Genomic DNA, 20,951 nt, shown 5'->3' with positions numbered 1-20,951 from the left:
CCCACTAGAAAGCCGACGGGAGACCCCAGTGCCAAGCCTTACCGATGGAGAAATACGCCGCGCCCTCAAGCAGGTCGAACAGACAGGAAAACAGCTAAGCCTCGTCGATGGTGAGGGTCACGGCACCGGTCGCCTCGTCCTCGTCATGAAGCCAATGCCGACACGGGTGACGGCTGATTGGATGGCCCAACAATGGCGCGATGAGAAGCGGATCAAAAAGAAGCTCGGCTCTTATCCATCGATGCCACTCAGCAAAGCACGCGAGGTGTTCAATCGCGACTTCGCGGAAATGATCCAAAAGGGTCGCAGCATCAAGATCGCTGGCGACACACGGCCCGGTACGGTCGCCGATCTTTTCGAAGCCTATGTCGCCAACCTCAAGGAGGCGGGAAAATCGTCCTGGAAAGAGGCGGAAAAGGGTCTCAACAAAATCGCTGACACGCTCGGGCGCAACCGTCCCGCCCGTGACATAGAACCGGACGAGATCACTGCAATCATCCGCCCCATTTATGAGCGCGGCAAACGCTCCATGGCCGATCATGTCCGCAGCTACATTCGTTCCGCTTTTAGTTGGGGCCTGAAGTCCGAACACGACTACCGCAGCACATCAGCCCGACGGTTCCGCCTCGTTTACAATCCCGCCGCAGGTATTCCGACTGAACCTAAGAATGTCGGCACGCGCTGGTTAGATGAGGACGAATTCATCCGTCTCTATCGCTGGCTTGAATACCCCGATAGGCCGGTTCATCCGCCATACGCGCGTGCTGTCAGAATTCTCATGCTGACGGGCCAGCGCGTCGAGGAAATCGCCCGGTTGCACGTTGACCAATGGGATGCGGCCGAGCGCATCATTGACTGGTCGAAAACGAAGAACGGCAAGCCGCACGCCATTCCCGTGCCCAGAATCGCGGCCGAGCTTATCGAGTCGATCAAGCCCAACGAATTTGGCTGGTTCTTCCCGTCTGCGACCGACCCGTCGAAGCCGGTCAGCCACGGCACACTCTATTCGTTCATGTGGCGCCAGCGCGATCGCGAGATCATCCCTGTCGTGACCAATCGCGATCTCCGGCGAACATGGAAGACCCTCGCCGGTAAAGCTGGCTTGACGAAGGAGATAAGAGATCGGCTGCAAAACCACACGCTCCAGGATGTCAGCTCTAAGAGTTATGATCGCTGGAACTACATGCCAGAAAAACGCGCAGCGGTGGCAAAGTGGGACAAGTTCGTCCGCGAACTGCTCTCGAAAAAGAGGCGCAAGCCCTTGATGAAGGAGGCTGCGTGAGTTCTCGGCCCTCCAAACCAGCGCCTCGCCGTGCCAAGGTCTTCAGTCGGACCGTCGAGATCGACCCGCAGAGTTATTCCGCGTTCATCGGCGATCTGAAGCAAAAGATCGCCGAGGCTCGTTATCGCGCCAGCCTTTCGGTCAATCGGGAGCTGATCCTGCTCTACTGGGGCATCGGTCGTGATATTCTGGCGCGTCAGGAGCGCGAAGGCTGGGGCGCCAAGGTCATCGACCGGCTAGCCGAGGATCTCCGCCGGGCCTTCCCCGAAATGACCGGCCTTTCGGCCCGAAACCTGAAATATATGCGCGCTTTGGCCGATGCCTGGCCGGACAGCGAATTTGTGCAACGGGTCATTGCACAATTACCCTGGGGCCATAACGTGAGCTTGCTCGACAGCGTCAAGGCGACCGAGGAACGCACATGGTACGCCCGGCAGGCCATCGAACACGGCTGGAGCCGTCCCGTCCTCGTCCATCAGATCGAAAGCAATCTGTTCGCGCGGCAGGGCAGCGCGCTCACCAACTTCTCCCGAACCCTTCCCGCCCGGCAGTCCGAGCTTGCCCAGCAGCTCATCAAAGACCCTTACACATTCGACTTCCTCGCGCTCGGCCCCGACATGCTGGAGCGCGACCTCGAACGCGGTCTGATCGAGCATCTGCGTTCTCTCATCCTCGAACTCGGCAAGGGCTTCGCCTTCGTCGGGAGCCAGTACCATCTCGAGGTCGGCGGGCAGGATTACTATCTCGATCTGCTTTTCTATCACCTTCGGCTGCGCTGCTTCGTCGTCATCGAGCTGAAAATCGAGGACTTCAAGCCTGAGTTCGCCGGCAAGCTGAACTTCTATCTGTCGGCCGTCGATGATCAGCTTCGGCACAAGGACGATCAGCCGACCATCGGCATCATTCTGTGCAAGGGCCGAAATGAAGTGATCGTCGAATATGCCCTGCGCGATAGCAGCAAACCCATGGGCGTCGCCCAGTATCGGCTTTCACCGGCATTACCAGCACAGCTTCAGCACGAACTTCCAACCGTCGAGGAGTTCGCGCGCGAGTTTCCGCTCATGTCTGTGGTCAAGCTGCGGATCGAGATCGAACGTGCCGTGCGCGACTTGATGGCTGCCAACAGCGTTGCTCCCGTTCGCCCGACAGGCCTCGGCAATATGCTCCGCGATTTGCAGCGTCGTGGGCTCGCTCCGGCCGGCACGGAGAAATTTCTCGAATCTCTCCGCGTCATGAATGAAGCCTCGCACGGGGTCGACGTGGATTCGGAAAACGCGCGGCGAGCGGTTGATGTAGGCACGGTGTTTCTGAGTGACCTGCGAAGCCAGTCTGAAAACGACCCCACAAATGGCAATAATTCATGATCCAAGACCTGTTCGTTCGCCGGTATCCTCAACAGATCTATTGGGCAGACCGCCCCACTCCTGAGATTCACCAGCTCTTTGTCCAAGTCGCTCACATCGTCTTCGACGACCTTGTGGGGACCCTGCGCTTGGATGTCGCCTTCTTTAAGGAGGCACATGACGCGCTCGCGCGCGAAATGGGCCGTGGGCGTCTCTATGATGCCCCGTCCTGGGACGCGGTCTGTGGCGAATTCCTCACGGAAGTCCACGATCTATGGAAGGATCGTCATGGGCCGCCGACACCTTTTTGAAGATGCGTCTTAGCTTGGTGGAACTGCTATTCCGCTTTGCGGAAGAGCGGGCGCGCGAACTTGCCTCCGCTGTTCCAGACGCGGTCCGCCTCGTAGCGCGGGCCGTGGACGAGTTGAACAGCCGTCTCCGGCACGCCCGGATGGACCTGCACTATCACAACGGGCTCCTGCAATTCGCTCGAGATGAGTTGACCGAGACGCGCACAGCGGAGCCTTGCTGGGCGGTCCTGCAAGACTCAAAATGGGCGAATGTTGATCGTGAATTGAAGGAGGCCATTGAGCACGCGGATGCGCAGCGCCAGGATGCGGCCTTCCACGCGGCAAAAGCGCTGGAGAGCGCCATCAAGATCATATCCGATGATAGAGGTTGGTCAACGGGCCGTGAGCGCGGCGCTGCGAATTACATCGACAATCTTGTAAGCCAACAAAACGGGCGCTTTCTCGCCCCCTGGGAGGGGGATATGCTGAAGGCCTACTTTGTCCACGTGCGCAATCCGCACGGCCACGGCGCGGGGAGCCAGCGTCCTCCTGCTTTGACGCCACATCAAACAAGCTGGGCTATCGAAACTGCGATGGCGTGGATCAAAAATCTCGTCCACCGCTCGTGATCAAATCAGCGCACTTGCGACATAGACTCGACTGGCGGTGACGAATTCATGCAGTTGCGTCGGCGGCATCGCGTTCCAGCGATGGCCGAGCGCGATGGCAAAAGCCGCGGGTCCCGCAAAAAAGAGCTGAATCCCTTTAGGTCGCAGTCTGGCAACCGCAGTATCTGCCGCCCGCTTCATGGCCGAAACGCCTGCTTGCGCAGACTTGGCCGATGTAATTGGCGCATCAAGAAAGAGCCTCAGCACCGACTCGGCCGGGATGCCCGCAGTTTCAAGTAGATCCGCCGCTGGATCGCGCAAAACACCAACCGAAATTATGAGTTGATCGCCATGAAGGGCGGTTGGCTCTGCGATACTCCAGCCTGGCACCGGATCACTCGATGATGGCCGATCATCGGTCGCCCACGCGCCCTCGCGTGTTGGTATCTCCAACTCGAAACCGATCGCTGCACGGAATGACCAACCAGTCACCAGCGCAGTCGTCAGGCGATAGGAGCCGCGGAGCGCTATACGAGTAACGTCATGACTACGAAGCCAATGCGCCGTGCGATTCAGCGGCACGACGAGATCGTCAGCCCACACCGCTGATCCCGGAAATTTCCCTTCACGCCCCGAAAACGCACTAGCGTCAATCTCCAGGCTACGCTCGTTGATCTCGTTTCGATCCGAGCGAATTTGAATCGGGAAACGATCCGGTAGCGGAAGCGATCTACCCAAGGCGTCTTCAATTGTGCGCAACAGGATGGCTCGCCCGAGCGGCGCGCCTAACGACCGCCGTGCGAGCCCGCTCAGTGCTTCGAATGCGTCAGCCACGCGCCGTTGAGGTGCCTCAAGAGAGGGGAAGGTTCGGTCGAGTTCGACTCCGAAGGTCGCCAAAGCGGCGTCACGATCCGGAAGGTTGCGCTCGCTAACCTCCACCGACTGCGCAACGAATGTCCCCAGCGCATCTCCATAGGTCTCGATGAGTCGTTTCCGCAGCTCAGCGTCGCTCGCCGCCATCATATCGGCAAAGGGCGCGTAGAAAGGGCGAGCCTTACGAACCCGGCTTGGATCCCGTGCCAGCCAGCCTACGGTCGGCGGCAATCGTGGTGTCACCAACGTGTGGACGCGCGCCGCATGAGGAAAGGCCGTCTCGAATTTAGCGAATGTCTCGAAAACCTCTCGCACATCGGCAGGCGCCAGCGAACCAGCCTTTGCTTGAAACCGCTCGAGCAGCCGTTCTCTCGGCGCATGTGGCGCAAAAAATCGCGCCTCCAGATCTTCCAGGCCTTCAAATATCATCTGCTCAAAGGCGGGATAGGCCAGCCAGGCCGGCAGCCGGGCCAGACCGTCGTAGAGCTGATAATCGAAACCATCTTGCGCAATCACACCGCCCACACCCCTGGCGTCAGTCAGCGTCGGCGCATTCTCATTGTTGCTCAAGTTCCACCTCCAATGTGATCGCGCGCTCCTCCCCTTGCGGGTCAAAGACCCACGCTCCGACCGTCAGCGTCTCGGCGTCCAACCGAACGATCATCAGGACGGCAAAGGTGCCCGCAAACTGCGAGTCCCGGACGAGATCCCGCATGGTCGCCACGTCTGGCCTGCTGGGTTGCACCGCGAAGCTTGGATGGCTGTGCCACTCGCCGATGTAGTTGTAGCGCGTGTATCGATGATCTGTTCTATCGAAAAACCGAACCGCATCCTTCGCCGCCTGCAGTAAATCGACGACGAAGCGCGCAAACGTGCCAGGTCGGGACTGCACGGTCAGCTCGGTTACGCGAAATTCCGACGGCGCGAGCTGTTCGCCGAACAACTGACCACCAATTTCCTTGATCCCCGCACGCCTCAGAGCGGCGACAAGCTTTCCTGCTTGATCAGCCGCCAGTGCTACTCTCACCAACCCACTCCTTGAATAGCTTTAGCGCAAACGATCGCGCCTCCGGATCGTCAGCTACTGGTGCCCCGACCCCGCGTTCGCCGACATTCAGGCGGATCGTGTGGCCGTGTCCGTCGAACAGCCAGCCCTTCCGATATCCGAGCAGCAACCAAGCGGAATCGGTCGGAGGCGGATTGCCGTCGAGGATGTCGAGCACCACGCGCGCGGCGTGACCTGCGGTGATCGTGACAGCAGCATCGTCCGCAATGACAGGAGCCCCATCCTCGGCCAGCATTTCGTAGCGTCGCGGGCCAGGCTCTGGCGGTTTGATACCCTGCGCATCGCACCATGCAAGAAATGTCGCCCGGCCTTCGACAAAGGGCACATCGCGATTTGGCAAGCACGCTGCAATCAAGGCGCCGAGACCACCCTCAAAGACTTCGGCCGAGACAAAGGCTCGGCCATTCGCCTCGGCTACCGCCGCCAGAAATAGCGCGGTCGCAGGATCGCCGGTCGCGTCGACAATCACGTTTCCTTCCGCCACTGCCTCGATCTGCCAAGCATGTGTCTTTGCTGATCGCTGCCAGTTCAAGTTGACATCGATCGCTGTTATCTCCGCCCCCGGCACAATGCCGAACAGCCGCCGTTTCAACCCATGAACCTTGCGAAAGCCGACGTCACGCCAATCCAATGCGTGGCGCTCCAAATTTCCTGGCAGCAGCACATCGCCATCGACCAAGGTCAGATGTTGGACACCTGAACGCAGCACGGCCTCAGCAATCTTGGATCCGACCGAACCAGCGCCAACGACTGTCACACGCTTCGTTCCGGCGTCCGCCGACCGCACCGAACGCGCGCCATCCTCATCGGGCAGGACAAACACACGACGCCGATGTGTGCCGCCGTCGGCAACGAGGTGGACCACTCCGAGATCAGTGCCGTCGGCGAAGACAACTACACCGGCCGTCGATGCTTCGACCGCTGTGGACGTCTCAGGATCGAACGCAGCAGTTCGAACCAACTCCGCGCGGTCGGCCGGTCCAGTGGACGGCGCAGACTCGCCGGAAACATAAACCGGCACCTGAAAACGCCAGCTATTGAGGTCTGGCCCCGGAGGTCGTCTGGCCAATCGACGATCCTCTTCGTCGTGGATCAATATCGGCCATACATCGTCATTGGCCATCCAGCGCAGAGCACTCAGATCGCGCGCCGTTCCAGCGCGAATGCGCTCTGCGCAACCCGAGCCGATCAGGACCGGGTGCGCGCCCCAATCATAGGCCTGTAGTTGCCCGATATCGTGCACCGATGGCGCCTTCTGCTCGCCCTTCCCGAGAGGATTCTCGATCATGAGCAGGTTGTGCGCACTGCGAAGGACATCGGCTCCTGTTGCGCCGGAACTCCAATTGTCGGGCCTCAGCTCAAGACAAAGCGTACCCTTGTCATACTGGTGCGCAGTCCAGCGAACCTCATCATGCGGTTCGACCCATGCAGGCACCTCCGGATATTGATCCGGATAGACTAGGCGCACTGCATAACGATGGCCGTGCGCGATCAGAACACCTTCGGCGCTCAGCCTGCCTGCATGGAATCGCCAGCGATCGAGTTCGAACCACTCCTCTTCACGCGCGAGCGATTCGATTCCGGCCTTCTCGACCCCCAGCCTCGAAGAATTGGCGAGCCACCAGAATTTCAAGCGAAACCACGCGGCTTATTGGCGGGGGCGGCCATCGCATTCGGGAAAGTGTAGCCAGCAGCCACAGGTGCTGCCGTCGCGAAGCCGCCATAGGCGGCCGCCTTCGCCACATTCGCGGTGGCCTTGAACCGATCACCGAAGACGCGGCGCCATTGCCGCGTCGCTTCCTCCATGTCCTCCGCTACTTGCGCCCGACGCGCAATGTCGGCGTAGACTCGAACCTTCTCGACGAAATCCTTCCACTGAGCGAGCGTCACTTTGCCAAGAATGTCGTTCGACTGATCCGCAGGGTCGGCGATGAATGGCTTCTGGTCCATCGCAGCGAGATACCCATACGCATCGTAGATATTCTTGAGCAACTGTGCGAATGCCTCGCCGTAGTGCGTCTGTGAAATCGGCGCGTGAAGCGAAACCAGCTTCTCGAGAACAAAGCCTTTTGGGCGTCTGCCGCTGGGATTAATGCGACGCCACCACTTGAACAGCTTGACGAGCGGCTTGAAGCGGCCGCCGAACCTTTCATTTTGCTCTGCGCTCCATGACGTATGGACCGGCGGGTTGGTGAATTTCCAGGTGCCGTTGTCACGGTCCGGAATCATGTATCCATTCCACGTCTGCACGACCGGCACGATGTCCATATCGGCCTGCCATGTCTCGACACGCACCGAACGCTTGTTGATGCGCTCGACCTCGTAGCCCTCGCCTCCATCCTCAAGCGCACGACAGACTTCGTTCAGCACGTCGTCGGGATGGTCGCTGGTAGAGAAGTTCGTGACGATAATGATATCCACGTCCGGACGCTCTTGGCCGTCAGCCGACGTCCGTGGACGGATCGACGTGCTGCGCGCGTAGCTTCCCGACAAAAAGCTCGAAACGTACCTATTCTTAAACTGTTCTTGTGTCCGAAGATGTTCCCGAATGCCGCTGTGCCCGCCAGATGCGCGGGACTTCGTTGTTGCACTTGGTTCGATATCCGCGAGTAATTCCGTAAAACGTGCCTGTGGAACCGGCATAAGCCCCCCAATGTTCGCTATCCGTTCAATATCGCGATCGTCTCGCAGGCATTCAAGAACCTGAACCAACGACTTGAGCGAGAATCCACTGATTTCCAAACAATTTATGGGAAGCATCCACCTCCAGACGAGCCAAGATCGCTGCCGACCGCATTTGCGGCGCATATCGTCCGCCGCCTTGTGCTGGCCCGACGAATCCTCCTTGACTCCTTCGCCTGAAAAGAAGAACAAATAAGGAACATGAAAGCGCACCTGCCCAAGGAGGTCAAGAACGAGCTTGCGGCCCGGGCCCGCCATAGAGTCTTTGCGCACGCAGATCGAAAAGATCGAAGGCAGAAGCCGGCGCGCGAAATCGGTTCTCCCCTTTGGGATAGCCGAGGTAGACTCGCGGCTCCCGGGCGGTGGCCTCGCACGCGGTGCTCTTCATGAAATCGCTGGTGGTGGCAACGGTGCAGTTGATGGTGCAGCCGCAGCATTATTCGCGGCCGGTATAGCCGCACGCACCACCGGCAAAACCCTCTGGTGCATCACGCGGCCCGATCTTTTCGCGCCGGCACTTGCTCAGGCCGGCCTGACCTCTGACCGAGTGATCTACCTGGAGGCAGGCGACGATAGGACGGTGCTCGCCTGTATGGAGGAAGGGCTGCGTCACGGCGGCCTCGGCGCCGTCGTTGCAGAAGTCGCGCGCCTGTCGATGACTGCCTCACGCCGGCTTCAGCTTTCCGCCGAGGGAACGGGCTCTATTGCGATCGCATTGCGGCGCTGGCGACGACACACGGAAGCAGCGGACTTCGGGCAGCCGACCGCAGCGATGACGCGCTGGCGCGTATCCGCGCTTCCTTCGGAGCCGCTGCCCGTGCCTGGCGTCGGTCGACACCGCTGGCTTGTTGAGTTGATCCGCGCACGCGCGGGCGAGAGTGCTGATTTCGAGTTGGAGGCTTGCGATGACACGGGTCGTCTCGCTCTTCCTGCCGATCTGGTCCACCGACCGGCTGCGGCGGAAGGCTGGCGACGCGGCGCCTCCGCATGAGGCGCCGCTCGTCCTAATTGGCCGGGAGGGAAGCAGGCGGTTCGTGGTGGCCGCGGACGCAGCGGCCCAGGCCGTCGGCGTTCATGTCGGTATGCCCGTGGCCAAAGCGCAGGTTCTCGTTCCCGGCCTAGTCGTCAGAGATGCCGACCCCGTCGAGGATGGGGCCGCGTTGGAGCGCCTTGCGCTCTGGGTGTTGCAACGGTTCGCGCCGATCGTCGCCGCCGACGCTCCGGACGGCATCGCCATCGATACAACCGGCGCCGACCATCTTCATGGCGGCGAGCAGGCCATGCTCGACGCGCTGATCGGACGGGTCATCATGTCCCGCGTCACAGCACGCGCCGCCATCGCCGATAGCTGGGGCGCTGCCCACGCTCTCGCCCGCTACGCGGCGCGTCCGACCTTCGTTGCGCCTCCCGGGCACGGCGCATCCGTACTCACAAGCCTCCCACTCGAGGCGCTGCGATTGTCGCGAAAGATGTCGTCCGACCTGCGTGTGCTGGGATTCGAGCGCATCGGCGATCTCCTCGCCCAACCGCGCGCGCCGCTTACGCTGCGGTTCGGTCCGGAGCTGGGTCGACGCATCGACCAGGCGCTGGGGGCCTTGGCCGAGCCGATCGATCCCGTGCGTCCGCCCGATCTGATCGAGGTGCGCTGGGCATTCCCCGAGCCCATCGGGGCGGCCGAGACCATTGCTCGCTATATCGGCAAGCTAACCGATCAACTCTGCACCGCGCTCGAAGAAAAGGGCATGGGCGCGCGTCGGCTGGATCTCCTCTGTCACCGCGTCGATAGTCGCGTTGCTGCCGTGCGTGTCGGCATGGCGCAGCCGGTGCGCGACACGAAACGCCTGACCCGGCTCCTGTGCGAGAAAATCGAGACGATTGATCCCGGCTTCGGGATCGAGATCATGACTCTGGCCGCGAGCATCGCCGAACCGCTTGACCGCAAGCAGATGGCGAGCAGCCTCATTGAGGTCGCCACCCCGGATATTTCCGATCTGATCGACACACTCGCGAATAGGGTCGGCGAGCGCGCGATCTATCGCATGGCGCCTGTCGCCAGCGACGTGCCCGAGCGATCGGTGTGTCGAATTCCCGCCGCCTCTCCCGACAGCGGCGCGACCTGGCCTGGACATTGGCCTCGGCCATCGCGGCTACTCGGCCATCCCGAGCTGATCGAAACCGTCGCGCTGCTGCCCGACCACCCGCCCGTCTCCTTCACCTGGCGCGGCGTCCGCCGGCGCGTGAAGCGCGCGGACGGGCCAGAGCGCGTGTTCGGCGAATGGTGGCGGCGCGACGCCGAGATGGTCGCGGTGCGAGACTATTTCCGGGTCGAGGATGAAGCCGGCGAGCGCTACTGGATCTATCGCGCCGGCGACGGCGAGGATGCCGCCACCGGCTCGCATCGTTGGTTCCTGCATGGGGTGTTCGGATGATCCCGCGCTATGCCGAGCTTCAAGTGACGAGCCATTACAGCTTCCTGCGTGGCGCGTCCTCGGCCGAGGAACTGTTTGCGCAAGCCGCACGCCTCGGCATCGAGGCGCTCGCCGTGGTCGATCGCAATTCGCTCGCCGGCATCGTGCGCGCCCGCGAGGCGGCGAAAGCGACGGGCGCGCGCCTGGTCGTCGGGTGTCGGCTCGATCTAACCGATGGATTGTCGGTACTGGTCTATCCGACCGATCGTCCTGCCTATTCTCGGCTCTGCCGGCTGCTCTCGCTCGGCAAGAAGCGCGCTGGCAAGGCCAAGTGCGACCTCCAGTGGGATGATCTCGTGGCCTATGGCGAGGGTCTCATAGCCGTGTTCTTGCCCGATATCGCTGACGCCGAATGCGGTTTGCGGTTGCGCCGGCTGCGCGAAGCGTTCGGCGATCGAGTCTATATGGCGCTCACACTGCGGCGCCGGCCGAACGACCAGCTCCGCCTTCACAACCTCTCGAACCTCGCGGCGCAAATGCGCGTGCCGACCATCGTCACCAACGACGTGCTTTTTCACGATCCCGGGCGGCGCATTCTGCAGGACGTCGTGTCCGCCATCCGCCACAACGTCACGATCGACGAGCTGGGCGATCGGCGCGAGCGGCATGCCGATCGCTATTTGAAACCGCCGGAAGAAATGTATCGGCTCTTCAGCCGCTACCCGGAGGCGCTGGCGCGCACAGTGGAAATCACCGAGCGCTGCCGCTTCTCGCTAGACGAACTCGCCTATCAATATCCCGAGGAGCGCGACGACCCATCGCTGACCCCACAGCAGGCGCTGGAGAAACTCACCTGGGAAGGCGCAGAGCGCCGCTATCCCGAAGGTTTGCCGGAGAGCGTTCGCGCGACCCTGCTCCACGAGCTGCGACTGATCGCGAAGCTCGACTACGCGCCTTACTTCCTGACGGTGAACAGCATCGTCCGCTTCGCCCGCTCCCGCGATATCCTCTGCCAGGGCCGCGGTTCGGCCGCGAACTCCGCTGTCTGTTTTGTGCTCGGCATCACCTCTATCGATCCCGGCCGAAATGACTTGCTGTTCGAGCGTTTCGTTTCGGAGGAACGCCGGGAGCCACCCGATATCGACGTCGATTTCGAGCATGAGCGGCGCGAGATCGTCATGCAGTGGGTGTTCGACACCTATGGCCGTGACCACGCCGCCTTGTGCTCGACGGTCATCCGCTATCGCACCAAGGGCGCACTGCGCGATGTCGGCAAGGCGCTTGGCCTGCCCGAGGACCTTGTCAAGACGCTCTCCGGCATGGTCTGGGGCTGGTCCGAGGAAGGCGTCACCGAAGGCCAGGTCGAACAGCTCAATCTCAACAGCACCGACCGTCGGCTTCGCCTGACACTCGATCTCGCCCGCCAGCTCCAGGGTACGCCGCGCCACTTGTCGCAACATCCGGGTGGTTTCGTGCTGACCCACGATCGGCTCGACGACCTCGTGCCGATCGAGCCTGCCGCAATGGAGGACCGGCAAGTCATCGAGTGGGACAAGGACGACATCGACGCGTTGCGCTTCATGAAAGTCGACGTCCTGGCGCTCGGCATGCTGACGTGCATGAAGCGCGGTCTCGACTTGCTCGCCGAGCACAAAGGTGTCGCGCTCGACCTCGCGACCATCCCAGCCGAAGATCCGCGCACCTATGCGATGATCCGCAAGGCAGACACGCTCGGCACCTTTCAGATCGAGAGCCGCGCGCAGATGTCGATGCTGCCGCGCCTCAAACCCCGAACGTTTTACGATCTGGTCGTTCAGGTCGCCATCGTGCGGCCGGGTCCAATCCAGGGCGATATGGTGCATCCGTATCTGCGTCGCCGCGAAGGGATCGAGCCCGTCCACTATCCGAAACCCGAGCTGGAAAAGGTACTCGGCAAGACGCTGGGCGTCCCACTTTTTCAAGAGCAGGCGATGCGGGTTGCGATCGAATGCGCCGGGTTTACGCCCGGCGAGGCCGACATGCTGCGTAAGTCGATGGCCACCTTCAAGCACACGGGCGGCGTCTCGTCCTTCAAGGCGAAACTCGTGGATGGCATGGTTGCCAATGGCTATGCGCCCGACTTCGCGGAGCAGACATTTCGTCAGCTTGAAGGCTTCGGCTCCTACGGATTTCCGGAAAGTCACGCGGCCTCCTTTGCGCTCATCGCCTACGCATCCGCCTGGCTCAAATGCTGGCATCCCGACGTCTTTTGCGCGGCGCTGTTGAATTCCCAGCCGATGGGTTTTTATGCGCCGGCGCAGATCGTCCGTGACGCCATTGCTCACGGTGTCGAGGTCCGCCCCGTCTGCGCCAACGTCTCCCGTTGGGATTGCACGCTCGAATCAACGAGCGACGACAGCAGGCTCGCCGTCCGCCTCGGACTGCGCATGGTCAAAGGACTGGCCAATATCCACGCCGCGTCAATCGTCACCGCCCGCGGTGATGAGCCTTTCGCTTCGGTTGACGATCTATGGCAGCGAGCCGGCGTGCCACAGGCGGCACTCGTGCAACTCGCCGAAGCCGACGCCTTTCGGCCGGCGTTCGGACTGGCGCGACGCGAAGCGCTCTGGGCCATCCGCGCCTTGCGGGATGAGCCCCTCCCGCTGTTCGCGGCCGCTTCCGCGCGTGAGGCTGCCGTCGTCCCTGAAATCGCCGAACCGCCCGCCGTGCTCCGACCGATGACAGCCGGCGGCGAGGTGGTGCAGGACTACGGCCATGTCGGGCTGTCGCTCCGCGCGCATCCGGTCTCGTTTCTGCGAGACGATCTCCGCAAACGTCGCATTGTCAGTTGCGCCGAGGCGATGGCGGCGCGCGACGGCCGCTGGCTCGAGGCCGCCGGTGTCGTCCTTGTGCGCCAGCGACCCAGCAGCGCCAAGGGAGTGCTGTTCGTGACGCTGGAGGATGAGACCGGCATCGCCAATCTCGTCGTGTGGCCGAAGGTGTTCGAGGCCAACCGCCGGACGTTCCTCGGAACCTCAATGATGGCGGTGCGCGGCCGTATCCAGCGCGAGGGCGAAGTCGTGCATCTGGTCGTCCAGAAGGTCGCCGACCTTTCCGCCGACCTTGCCAGCGTTGGCCGCCGCGATACCGTGTTCCCGCTCCCGCATGGTCGTGGTGATCAGGCGCACCATGGGGGCGGTCCCGCCCCAAGGGAACGACCGCCCAAGGGACTGCGCGCTCGCGATTTCGCCGATCCATATGGCCACATCAGCGGGCTAAAGGTGAAGACGCGGGATTTCCGTTGATACCCCTTGCTTAGATCAAATTTTGTATTACACTAATTATCACTCATTTTTGGATCATCGTATGCCACTCAACCTTTCGAACAGCGAAGCGCTCGGACGTACTTACGCCGCAGCCCGCATGCTCGCTGGCCTGGATCAGGCCAACCTTGCAGAACGTGCAGGAGTGTCTGCCGGGACCGTGAGCAACGTCGAACGCGGTCGCGATTCGAAGGCGGACACGATCAAAGCGATCCGACGCGCCTTGGTTGGGGAAGGAGTTTTGGTGGCCTTTAGCCGCAATAACGGCTTGGCATCGGTCACGATCTCATTTGCAAGCGACGACGAGGAGGACGAAGGCGAATGACAAGACGCTATTTTGGTGAATTCAATCGTGTTAGGGGCGACAATATCCGCTTGGCCGCCCGACGTCTGCGCCGACGTGGATTAGATGCTACGATTCTCTCTCATCGGACGACCCTAGAGATAAGCCGACCGGAAGACATGCCATGGTCCGTGTTCACCGGTGCTATCCGTGCGCAATTGCAACCGCGGCGCGGCTCGGTGATGATTTCGAGCGAGCAGACCGGCAACACTTTCCTGTGCAGTTTCGTCGGCAATCAGACCGGCCGATTTCGGCGTCAGTGAGCGCGCGGGTGGAGATGACCTTCAGGCTCGAAGGCAGCCTATATGCTCTCGAACATACAGGTATCGAACCCATCGACCGATTCATTGCCCACCAGAGCCGGCCCAAGAAATGGAAACGGTTGGGAAGGCGATCTAATGTCAGTCAACGTCGAAGCGCCGTCACTCTCGCCCGAATGGGTCACGTGGCTACGAGACTACTCGGCCACCGCGCGACGCTTTACCGAGGACGAGCCGGTTCACGTTTCCTCCGAAGAGGAACGGGAGCTCGTCGCGATCAAGGCCGCACTTTACGCACGAGCACTGACGCTATTCGACGGCGCTCTGCTGTTGATCGAGAACGATCGCCAGCTCGATTTCCGGATTCAGTCGCGCGGTATCATCGAGGCCGCGATGTACTTGATCGCTTTGGATCGCGACCCCGCCTATGTCGAAAAAATGAAGGACGACGATTATAAGAACCGGCACGCACGCGCCGGATTGCATTTGAAGGCCAAGAAATTCACGGGGTCAGACGATGTCCGCAAGATGCTCGAGGATTTTGTCGCGCAGGGACTGCAAGGCGCGAAGCAGATCCAGATGGGAGATCTTCTAAACGGAAGCGATTTTGAGCGCCTCTACCACAGCTATCGTAATGTTTCGGGCGACGCTGCACACGTCAGCATAACCTCGCTCAACCGGCACTACATCGAAAACCGCGACGATCAGTCAGCCCTGCTGATTGTCGACCCGGCACTCGACGAGAACGATATGCTCGTGACCGTCACCGAACTCGGCTTCTCAATGATTCTCGCAACACTGTTTTTGATGAAGATCAAGGAGAGAACCGACCTCTGGGATGACTTCCAAGATCTGACGCGTCGCTATCGGGAGCTGGGCCATGCGGCCCGCCATCACGTGCCGGACGAGCACGCGCAACCGGTCGCCTGACAAGCCCCAATTGGCGCAGGAACGACCGCTTCTCGGTCCAAACCTTCCCAGGAATCACGAACGCTCACTGCACCCCATCCTTCGGCCACCAGAGGACAGATCGGACAATTGGATCCCGCTTTGGAGTGCCCAATAGTGCCAGGCCGTCGGAAAACATCGCGTATTCATACTCGCCCCGTCGAGGGTGGATTGCGGCGAACTCGCCGCCGAAGCCGAAACCTTCTGGATTGAAGGTTGGTAGATCAAGGCGCGCCGGCTGACGCTCTCGGCCACCTCGGATCATACCGCTCAATTCATGCAGGAATCGCTCGCCGGCCGTGCGTTCGATGACGAACCAACCGCTCCCTTGTCGAACTACGCTCCCGTCCGTATGGCGGGGATGATGCCGCCACATAAAAGGGTGACCGTAGATCTCGTCGAACCACCAGCGCAGCGAGGCCACCGGCACAAGCGGGGTGATACTCGCCATGAATTGCCGACCGGCATATTCCAGAACGAGGAACTCCACGGGGCCTGGATCAGCCGGAGCCCCTCCGACACCATGCAGCCAGTCGATCCATTTGGCGACAGGTCGCGCTCCCATCAGGAGAAAATTAGACCGATGCGTCGTGAGAGCCATCGATGTGGGCGCGAGCGGAGCCTCGCCACCAGGTTCCGCTGCAGGAGGTCGATCTGCCGTTCGCCTCGGCTTATTGATCCGAGTTTCGCTCAACGCGACCGATGCGCCCGCCGTCTTCGGTTTGCACCCAAACGCCACCGAATACCCGTGGATCACCTTGCCGTGCGGCGAGTCCTCGCCGACCCACGGCCTCACCTGGCGCAAATACTTGTCGTCGCACTCCTTGCGGACGTGCCCCGCGCTCGCCCGTGCCGAGAACGACCCATGAGCCTCTGTCAGAACGACCCCGTGCCGGGAGACGCTTCCATTGCCATAGAGCAAATCGCCGTGCGGCTCCTGCGTCGCCGTCAGACAGTCCGCATTTGCGCGCCAATTGTATCCCAGCGACTCCATAACGAGATGGGTAATCCCGCTGCCGACCTGACCAGCAAAATGCGTGCGCTCGATATCGATCAGATATTCGAAGTTCGGCGACAGCGCGAATGTTGGACCATCCGAAATCAAATACTCCAGGTCCGAGAGGGCATTGCCTGTCCTTCGCTCAAGGAGCTCGATCGGGGCAGATTCTTGCGTGGTGGCCGTTCGCGCAATCGCACCGGCAAGAGCAATCGGGGTGAATGAAAGGTGAGGCGGCGCGATCGGGGCGACAAAACCCGGTGCAACCGGGCTGGGACTGTGAAGGTGCCGCTTGGGCTCTGGCAACGCGACCATCTTCTCGGCGGTCCACACCGCCGGAGTAGTTACGACGCCACTCATCTATTCCACCTCGCGGTCCGACTCGACACAACCAGTGCTCTCAAAGTTCAACGAGCTTGACTACCACGTCAGGCACAGCGAGGACTGGGAAATTATAGATTTTCATACGTCTCGTGTTCGCGGCTATACGCACCAGCTGAAGACACGAGATGTCCGGTAGCATATACAATGAGATACTATCTTTTTTATATATCGCGCTCTGGGTAAGGTGCCGTGGACGCAGGCTTCATAGATCTCGACATATTGCTCACGCGTATTCGGCAGCCGCAGTCGAAGATCTATTTTCTCGACGCCGTAAAAGCTTACAAGGCAGGCGCTTTGCGCGCCTCTCTCACCTCGGCTTGGGTGGCCCTAGTGTACGATCTAATCGCCAAATATCGCGAGTTGAGCGCCCTGGGCGATGCCGCTGCCGCCGCGTTCCTTCACGACTGGGATGCCGCAACGGCCGCGGATGACGTCCGGAAACTGCTTCAGCTTGAGGCGACGATCCTCGACGATGCGACGACCAATACCCAAGCTGTCAACCGCATCGCACACAAACATCTCGAACGCCTCCGTGAAGACAGGCATCTTTGTGCGCACCCGGCCTTCTCGGCCGAGGCCGAGCTGTTCGAGCCCTCCCCGGAATTGGTGCGGCTCCATCTCGTCAACGCCGTCGACTTGGTCCTTTCGCAGGAGCCGCTGCAGGGCAAGGCAATCTTCGACCTGTTCGACGTTGACGTGCTGTCGACGGGGTTTCCCACAGCGCACGTTCGGATCCTGGACTATGTGGAGCAGCGCTACCTTGCGCGTGTCCGCGCCCATAACATCCGCAATTTCGGAATGGTCCTGGGGAAATCTCTGCTCAAGGGTGTGCCGCCGCAATGGGAGCCCCAACACCGCAAAATCGTCTCCTCCCTCGTCGCAGTGCGGGAGCGCGCCGCCCCGACATGGCCTGACATATCGCTGGCCATCATTGGACTGATCAACAATCTCGAGCCGGAACACCGGCCCCGCGCGATCGCGTTTATCGGCGCCTTTCCCGATTTCTGGCCGTTGCTGCAAGAGCCGACGAGAACAGCCTTGCAGGAGACTGTTGACCATACCGATCCCGCGACGCTGGCAGAGTATCGATTGCTGGCAGGCGTCAGCCTGCCGCAATTTCGCGAACCTCTGCTTCATGTCATTGCCGGCCTCGACCGGGATCACCTTGGAAATGCCATTGCGGCGCAGCCGCTCCGTGACCTATGGCCGCGCGCAGTCGAGGAATTTCAGGATTCCGGCAGCTTTCGGGGATCGGAAGCGAACTTCCGCGACCTCATCGCTCCCTTCGCCGGCCGCCTCGGCAGCCAACAACTCGACGAATTACTGGCTGCGGTAATAGAGAACGGACAAAATTGGGATGCTGCCGATACGCCTGGGAGCCTGCTCGGCCTATTGCGCAATGCAATTCCGGCCGACCGCCCCACTCATGACGCACGTAACCGCTTCTACGACCATCTGCGCCGCATGGGTCGTCTCGACAAGTATGCGGACGTCATTGCGACGCTGCAAGCCGACGGGTGGACGCCACCGCCCCAACAAGACGAGCATGCATAGGCAGATTGGAACGACGAGCACTCATCCAATCTGCTCGACCTGAAGCGTCCCCGCCGCCAATGGCCTTATCAGCGACTGCGTCGGCACGGATGGGTCAAGCCAACCGGCCCAGGTGTCGCGGTCGAGGATAACTATCTGCCGGTCATGATAGGGAGCGATGTCCGGGCCAGGCTCCATCGTGAGCATCGTGAAAGCCTCACCCACATCCTTGGTCTCGCGCCAAACCCCGGCGATCGCAAAGATCTGTTCATTCTTCCTCGTGAACAGCCACTTGTCCTTGCGCTTCTTCTTTTTATCCTCTGGGTCGGTGAATTCGTAGAAGCCATCGGCGATGATGAGGCAGCGGTTCGATGTGAACTCGCGCCCCTCTGAGCGGAAATTATAAACCGGCCGCTTGTTCGGCGCAGGCCAGCTCCAGCGCCGGTTCACGAGATCGCCTTCGCCACGCAGACCCTCGACCGTCCGAACGATCGGCGCCACGTCTGTGATCTTGATGTCCTCTCGGGACTCGATATTCGGCCGACCCTCGGAGAACCGGATCTTGATCTTCAGGTCCGCGAAATCCTCCATGATCGATGCCAGATCGACCGTCAGGCGATAGTCATTGCACATCTAGCCTCCGACTCCATCGCCATTGCGCGGCGACCTCGTTCTTGTTATGTTCCTGACGTCATGAACGCCACGGCCTTTGACACAGCCACATCGCTCGACGATCGCCGCGTCATCATAAAACGTGATGGCAGCGGTGTGGAGATGGTCGAGCTGATTTGGGGCTTGCAGCCGCGCGAACCCGACGGGCGGCCGTTTACTGTCGTGCGACCGGAGGGGCGAACTTTTCCGACATTTCGCTGCCTGATTCCCGCCTCGGAGTTTCGACATCGCAGCCGGGGCAAGCACTATCGCTTCATGCTGGCGGACGGTGACTGGTTCTACTTCGCGGGTATCTGGCGGCCCGCCATGCGCGACTGGCCCGAGGCCTACGCAATCCTCACCGTCAAGGCGAATGAGGACATCGCGCCCTATCATGATCGGCAAATGGTGGTGCTGCGCCGCGAGGAGCGGATGGCATGGCTTGACCTGATCCGGCCGGAATCAGTGCTGTTGCAGCCGTTCCCGAAACAAACTTATCGCGTGGACGAATATCACGACGAACCGCGTCAAGAAGCATTTGCGCTCTAAAACTGAATTTTGGCGGTACTGCGAATGAGAGGGGAAAGCCTTCCCCTGCGGCCGAGCCACGGTCTCGGCCGACCCCTTCTGCGGGGAGCCCTCCCCGCAACGCCCCCTTTAGAGTGAGAGGGTGGACGGGAATTCCATGACGGGTCGAATGTCGAGAGAGAGGCTCTCGGCGCCCGTCATGGAGTTGAATCCCATGAACATCCAGGTTCTCGACGCGCGCCGCGACATGAGCGGCGGATACAAGGTGGACGTCAGCCGCGGCGAGCGGATCGGTCGCGTTTCCTCAGAGTGGTTTTCGCGTCCGGATGACGAGCGCTACCTTTCGCTGTCGGAGCTGGCAGACTCGGTGCGTAGCCGCTCCGAACGCAGCCGGACGCGCGTGGTGGAAACCGCGCTCATTCATGTCGAAGCGAGCCGGACCGAACCGGAACGGCTGTCGCTCGTTCTGCCGGGTTCGGATACACCGGTCGCCCCGACCCATTGGAGCTTTGGCCAGCTCGCCAGCCAAGTCGGCGCTCCTGCCGCCTATCTGCGCCAGCTCCCGGCGGCGCTGGCTGGCATCAACCTGCAATACGGTCTGACGTCGCATCGGGCCGAGCAGATCAAGACTCTCGAAACCGACAACGGCCGCATCGAGCTGCGCGCCGTGACTGGGCCCGACTATGGTCGCATCTACGACCACGAACTGGTGGAAGCCGTGCAGCGCATTGCGGGCAACGGCACAGGCGAAACAAGGTGGAAGGTGCCCGGCGTGCTCGATTGGTCGACGGGCATCTACAATCCCCGCGTCGACATCACGAAAGATACGACGACACTCTATGCGTCCGACCGCGACGTATTCCTCTTCCTGGTCGACGACCTCAATCCCATTGAGGCTGGCCGCCTGCCGGACGGTTCGCCTGACCTCTACTTCCGCGGCTTCTATTGCTGGAATTCCGAAGTCGGCGCGAAGACGCTCGGCATGGCGAGCTTCTATCTCCGCGCGGTCTGCCAAAATAGGAATCTGTGGGGCGTGGAAGATTTCGAGGAGATCACCATCCGTCACTCCAAATACGCCGCGTCCCGCTTCGCCCACGAGGCCGCGCCTGCGCTGCTGAACTTCGCGAACTCGTCGCCGGTGCCCTTCGTCAACGGCATCAAGGCCGCGCGCGAGCGGATCGTCGCCAGATCGGACGAGGAACGCAGCGAATTCCTGCGCAAGCGCGGGTTCTCCAAGGCGGAGACGGGCAAGATCATCGACACCGTTCTCGCCGAGGAAGGCCGCCCGCCCGAGAGCATCTTCGATTTCGTCCAGGGCATCACCGCGGTCGCGCGCGACAAGCCTCATCAGGACGCCCGGCTCGACCTGGAGGCCAGGGCAAAGAAGCTGCTGGAGCGAGCCGCCTGATATCCGCGAAGCCGGAAGCGCGGTTTTCCGTGTTTCCGGTTTTGC

Annotated in this window: 19 protein-coding genes; 13 read left to right on the top strand and 6 right to left on the bottom strand. The window is 61.2% G+C overall.

The features are described from left to right. Positions 1 to 28: 28 nt before the first annotated feature. Genes FJ974_RS15405 through FJ974_RS15390 form a run of 4 tightly spaced genes read left to right on the top strand, consistent with a single transcriptional unit; the run spans position 29 to position 3,544 of the window. Entirely contained in the window at positions 29 to 1,282 is a 1,254-nt protein-coding gene (locus FJ974_RS15405) for a tyrosine-type recombinase/integrase (RefSeq protein WP_140532778.1), read from the top strand. Further along, the gene (locus tag FJ974_RS15400; protein ID WP_226891277.1) at positions 1,279 to 2,646 is read left to right on the top strand and encodes a PDDEXK nuclease domain-containing protein; all 1,368 of its coding nucleotides are present in this window, start codon (positions 1,279 to 1,281) and stop codon (positions 2,644 to 2,646) included. The genes FJ974_RS15405 and FJ974_RS15400 overlap by 4 nt, the downstream gene beginning before the upstream one ends. Beyond that, the gene (locus FJ974_RS15395; protein WP_181177082.1) at positions 2,643 to 2,936 is read left to right on the top strand and encodes a hypothetical protein; all 294 of its coding nucleotides are present in this window, start codon (positions 2,643 to 2,645) and stop codon (positions 2,934 to 2,936) included. The genes FJ974_RS15400 and FJ974_RS15395 overlap by 4 nt, the downstream gene beginning before the upstream one ends. Then, the gene (locus tag FJ974_RS15390) at positions 2,900 to 3,544 is read left to right on the top strand and encodes a hypothetical protein (RefSeq protein WP_140532776.1); all 645 of its coding nucleotides are present in this window, start codon (positions 2,900 to 2,902) and stop codon (positions 3,542 to 3,544) included. Before FJ974_RS15395 ends, FJ974_RS15390 begins: the two co-directional genes overlap by 37 nt. On the opposite strand, the gene FJ974_RS15385 is transcribed toward FJ974_RS15390, so the two are convergent. The 4 genes from FJ974_RS15385 to FJ974_RS15370 are packed head-to-tail and all read right to left on the bottom strand — an operon-like array spanning position 3,545 to position 8,402. Then, a complete protein-coding gene (locus tag FJ974_RS15385) occupies positions 3,545 to 4,966 on the bottom strand; it encodes an SAVED domain-containing protein (protein WP_140532775.1) in 1,422 nt (473 codons plus the stop codon). Further along, entirely contained in the window at positions 4,953 to 5,423 is a 471-nt protein-coding gene (locus FJ974_RS15380) for a Mov34/MPN/PAD-1 family protein (RefSeq protein WP_140532774.1), read from the bottom strand. Before FJ974_RS15380 ends, FJ974_RS15385 begins: the two co-directional genes overlap by 14 nt. Next, complete coding sequence (locus FJ974_RS15375) at positions 5,401 to 7,095, bottom strand: ThiF family adenylyltransferase (RefSeq protein ID WP_140532773.1); 1,695 nt, start codon at positions 7,093 to 7,095, stop codon at positions 5,401 to 5,403. Before FJ974_RS15375 ends, FJ974_RS15380 begins: the two co-directional genes overlap by 23 nt. Further along, positions 7,092 to 8,402, bottom strand: a complete 1,311-nt coding sequence (locus FJ974_RS15370) for an SMODS domain-containing nucleotidyltransferase (RefSeq protein WP_226891276.1) — start codon at positions 8,400 to 8,402, stop codon at positions 7,092 to 7,094. The genes FJ974_RS15375 and FJ974_RS15370 overlap by 4 nt, the downstream gene beginning before the upstream one ends. Here FJ974_RS15370 and FJ974_RS15365 point away from each other — a divergent pair. The 6 genes from FJ974_RS15365 (at position 8,383) to FJ974_RS15340 (ending at position 15,387) form a co-directional block, all read left to right on the top strand. Beyond that, on the top strand, positions 8,383 to 9,135 hold the full coding sequence (locus FJ974_RS15365; RefSeq protein ID WP_140532772.1) for an ImuA family protein: 753 nt from the start codon (positions 8,383 to 8,385) through the stop codon (positions 9,133 to 9,135). The genes FJ974_RS15370 and FJ974_RS15365 overlap by 20 nt on opposite strands. Then, positions 9,050 to 10,573, top strand: a complete 1,524-nt coding sequence (locus FJ974_RS15360; RefSeq protein ID WP_140532771.1) for a DUF6504 family protein — start codon at positions 9,050 to 9,052, stop codon at positions 10,571 to 10,573. The genes FJ974_RS15365 and FJ974_RS15360 overlap by 86 nt, the downstream gene beginning before the upstream one ends. Next, entirely contained in the window at positions 10,570 to 13,836 is a 3,267-nt protein-coding gene (locus FJ974_RS15355; protein WP_140532770.1) for an error-prone DNA polymerase, read from the top strand. The genes FJ974_RS15360 and FJ974_RS15355 overlap by 4 nt, the downstream gene beginning before the upstream one ends. A 61-nt stretch (positions 13,837 to 13,897) precedes the next feature. Then, entirely contained in the window at positions 13,898 to 14,179 is a 282-nt protein-coding gene (locus FJ974_RS15350) for a helix-turn-helix domain-containing protein (protein WP_140532769.1), read from the top strand. Next, positions 14,176 to 14,460, top strand: coding sequence for a hypothetical protein (locus tag FJ974_RS15345; RefSeq protein ID WP_140532768.1), 285 nt, complete (start codon positions 14,176 to 14,178; stop codon positions 14,458 to 14,460). Before FJ974_RS15350 ends, FJ974_RS15345 begins: the two co-directional genes overlap by 4 nt. Before the next feature lie 135 nt (positions 14,461 to 14,595). Continuing rightward, positions 14,596 to 15,387 (top strand): DUF5677 domain-containing protein, encoded by a 792-nt coding sequence (locus FJ974_RS15340; protein ID WP_140532767.1) that lies wholly within the window; start codon positions 14,596 to 14,598, stop codon positions 15,385 to 15,387. Between the two features lie 64 nt (positions 15,388 to 15,451). Here the strand turns inward: FJ974_RS15340 and FJ974_RS15335 are convergent, their stop codons facing one another. Beyond that, the gene (locus tag FJ974_RS15335; RefSeq protein WP_140532766.1) at positions 15,452 to 16,762 is read right to left on the bottom strand and encodes a hypothetical protein; all 1,311 of its coding nucleotides are present in this window, start codon (positions 16,760 to 16,762) and stop codon (positions 15,452 to 15,454) included. A gap of 213 nt (positions 16,763 to 16,975) precedes the next feature. On the opposite strand from FJ974_RS15335, the gene FJ974_RS15330 reads away from it, so the two are divergent. Continuing rightward, positions 16,976 to 18,340 carry a hypothetical protein gene (locus FJ974_RS15330; RefSeq protein ID WP_140532765.1) on the top strand — a complete coding sequence of 455 codons (1,365 nt, stop codon included), beginning with the start codon at positions 16,976 to 16,978 and terminating at the stop codon, positions 18,338 to 18,340. Between the two features lie 21 nt (positions 18,341 to 18,361). Here the strand turns inward: FJ974_RS15330 and FJ974_RS15325 are convergent, their stop codons facing one another. After that, positions 18,362 to 18,952, bottom strand: a complete 591-nt coding sequence (locus FJ974_RS15325) for an SOS response-associated peptidase (protein WP_140532764.1) — start codon at positions 18,950 to 18,952, stop codon at positions 18,362 to 18,364. 60 nt (positions 18,953 to 19,012) lie between these two features. On the opposite strand from FJ974_RS15325, the gene FJ974_RS15320 reads away from it, so the two are divergent. Next, positions 19,013 to 19,519 carry an SOS response-associated peptidase family protein gene (locus FJ974_RS15320; RefSeq protein ID WP_140532763.1) on the top strand — a complete coding sequence of 169 codons (507 nt, stop codon included), beginning with the start codon at positions 19,013 to 19,015 and terminating at the stop codon, positions 19,517 to 19,519. Between the two features lie 193 nt (positions 19,520 to 19,712). After that, complete coding sequence (locus tag FJ974_RS15315; RefSeq protein WP_140532918.1) at positions 19,713 to 20,906, top strand: DUF932 domain-containing protein; 1,194 nt, start codon at positions 19,713 to 19,715, stop codon at positions 20,904 to 20,906. The last annotated feature ends 45 nt before the right edge of the window (positions 20,907 to 20,951 follow it).

The sequence above is a fragment of the Mesorhizobium sp. B1-1-8 genome, from assembly GCF_006442795.2.
Lineage (GTDB): Bacteria > Pseudomonadota > Alphaproteobacteria > Rhizobiales > Rhizobiaceae > Mesorhizobium.
The sequence above is the reverse complement of the archived record's forward strand: the minus strand, read 5'-3'. Positions and strand labels throughout refer to the sequence as shown.

What these genes read in the sequence shown, in the direction of transcription:
- FJ974_RS15395 (WP_181177082.1), top strand. Translation starts at nt 2,643, where the DNA reads ATGATCCAAGACCTGTTCGTTCGCCGGTATCCTCAACAGATCTATTGG.
- FJ974_RS15390 (WP_140532776.1), top strand. Translation starts at nt 2,900, where the DNA reads ATGGAAGGATCGTCATGGGCCGCCGACACCTTTTTGAAGATGCGTCTT.
- FJ974_RS15370 (WP_226891276.1), bottom strand. Translation starts at nt 8,402, where the DNA reads ATGGCGGGCCCGGGCCGCAAGCTCGTTCTTGACCTCCTTGGGCAGGTG.
- FJ974_RS15360 (WP_140532771.1), top strand. Translation starts at nt 9,050, where the DNA reads ATGACACGGGTCGTCTCGCTCTTCCTGCCGATCTGGTCCACCGACCGG.
- FJ974_RS15355 (WP_140532770.1), top strand. Translation starts at nt 10,570, where the DNA reads ATGATCCCGCGCTATGCCGAGCTTCAAGTGACGAGCCATTACAGCTTC.
- FJ974_RS15350 (WP_140532769.1), top strand. Translation starts at nt 13,898, where the DNA reads ATGCCACTCAACCTTTCGAACAGCGAAGCGCTCGGACGTACTTACGCC.
- FJ974_RS15345 (WP_140532768.1), top strand. Translation starts at nt 14,176, where the DNA reads ATGACAAGACGCTATTTTGGTGAATTCAATCGTGTTAGGGGCGACAAT.
- FJ974_RS15340 (WP_140532767.1), top strand. Translation starts at nt 14,596, where the DNA reads ATGTCAGTCAACGTCGAAGCGCCGTCACTCTCGCCCGAATGGGTCACG.
- FJ974_RS15335 (WP_140532766.1), bottom strand. Translation starts at nt 16,762, where the DNA reads ATGAGTGGCGTCGTAACTACTCCGGCGGTGTGGACCGCCGAGAAGATG.
- FJ974_RS15325 (WP_140532764.1), bottom strand. Translation starts at nt 18,952, where the DNA reads ATGTGCAATGACTATCGCCTGACGGTCGATCTGGCATCGATCATGGAG.
- FJ974_RS15320 (WP_140532763.1), top strand. Translation starts at nt 19,013, where the DNA reads ATGAACGCCACGGCCTTTGACACAGCCACATCGCTCGACGATCGCCGC.
- FJ974_RS15315 (WP_140532918.1), top strand. Translation starts at nt 19,713, where the DNA reads ATGAACATCCAGGTTCTCGACGCGCGCCGCGACATGAGCGGCGGATAC.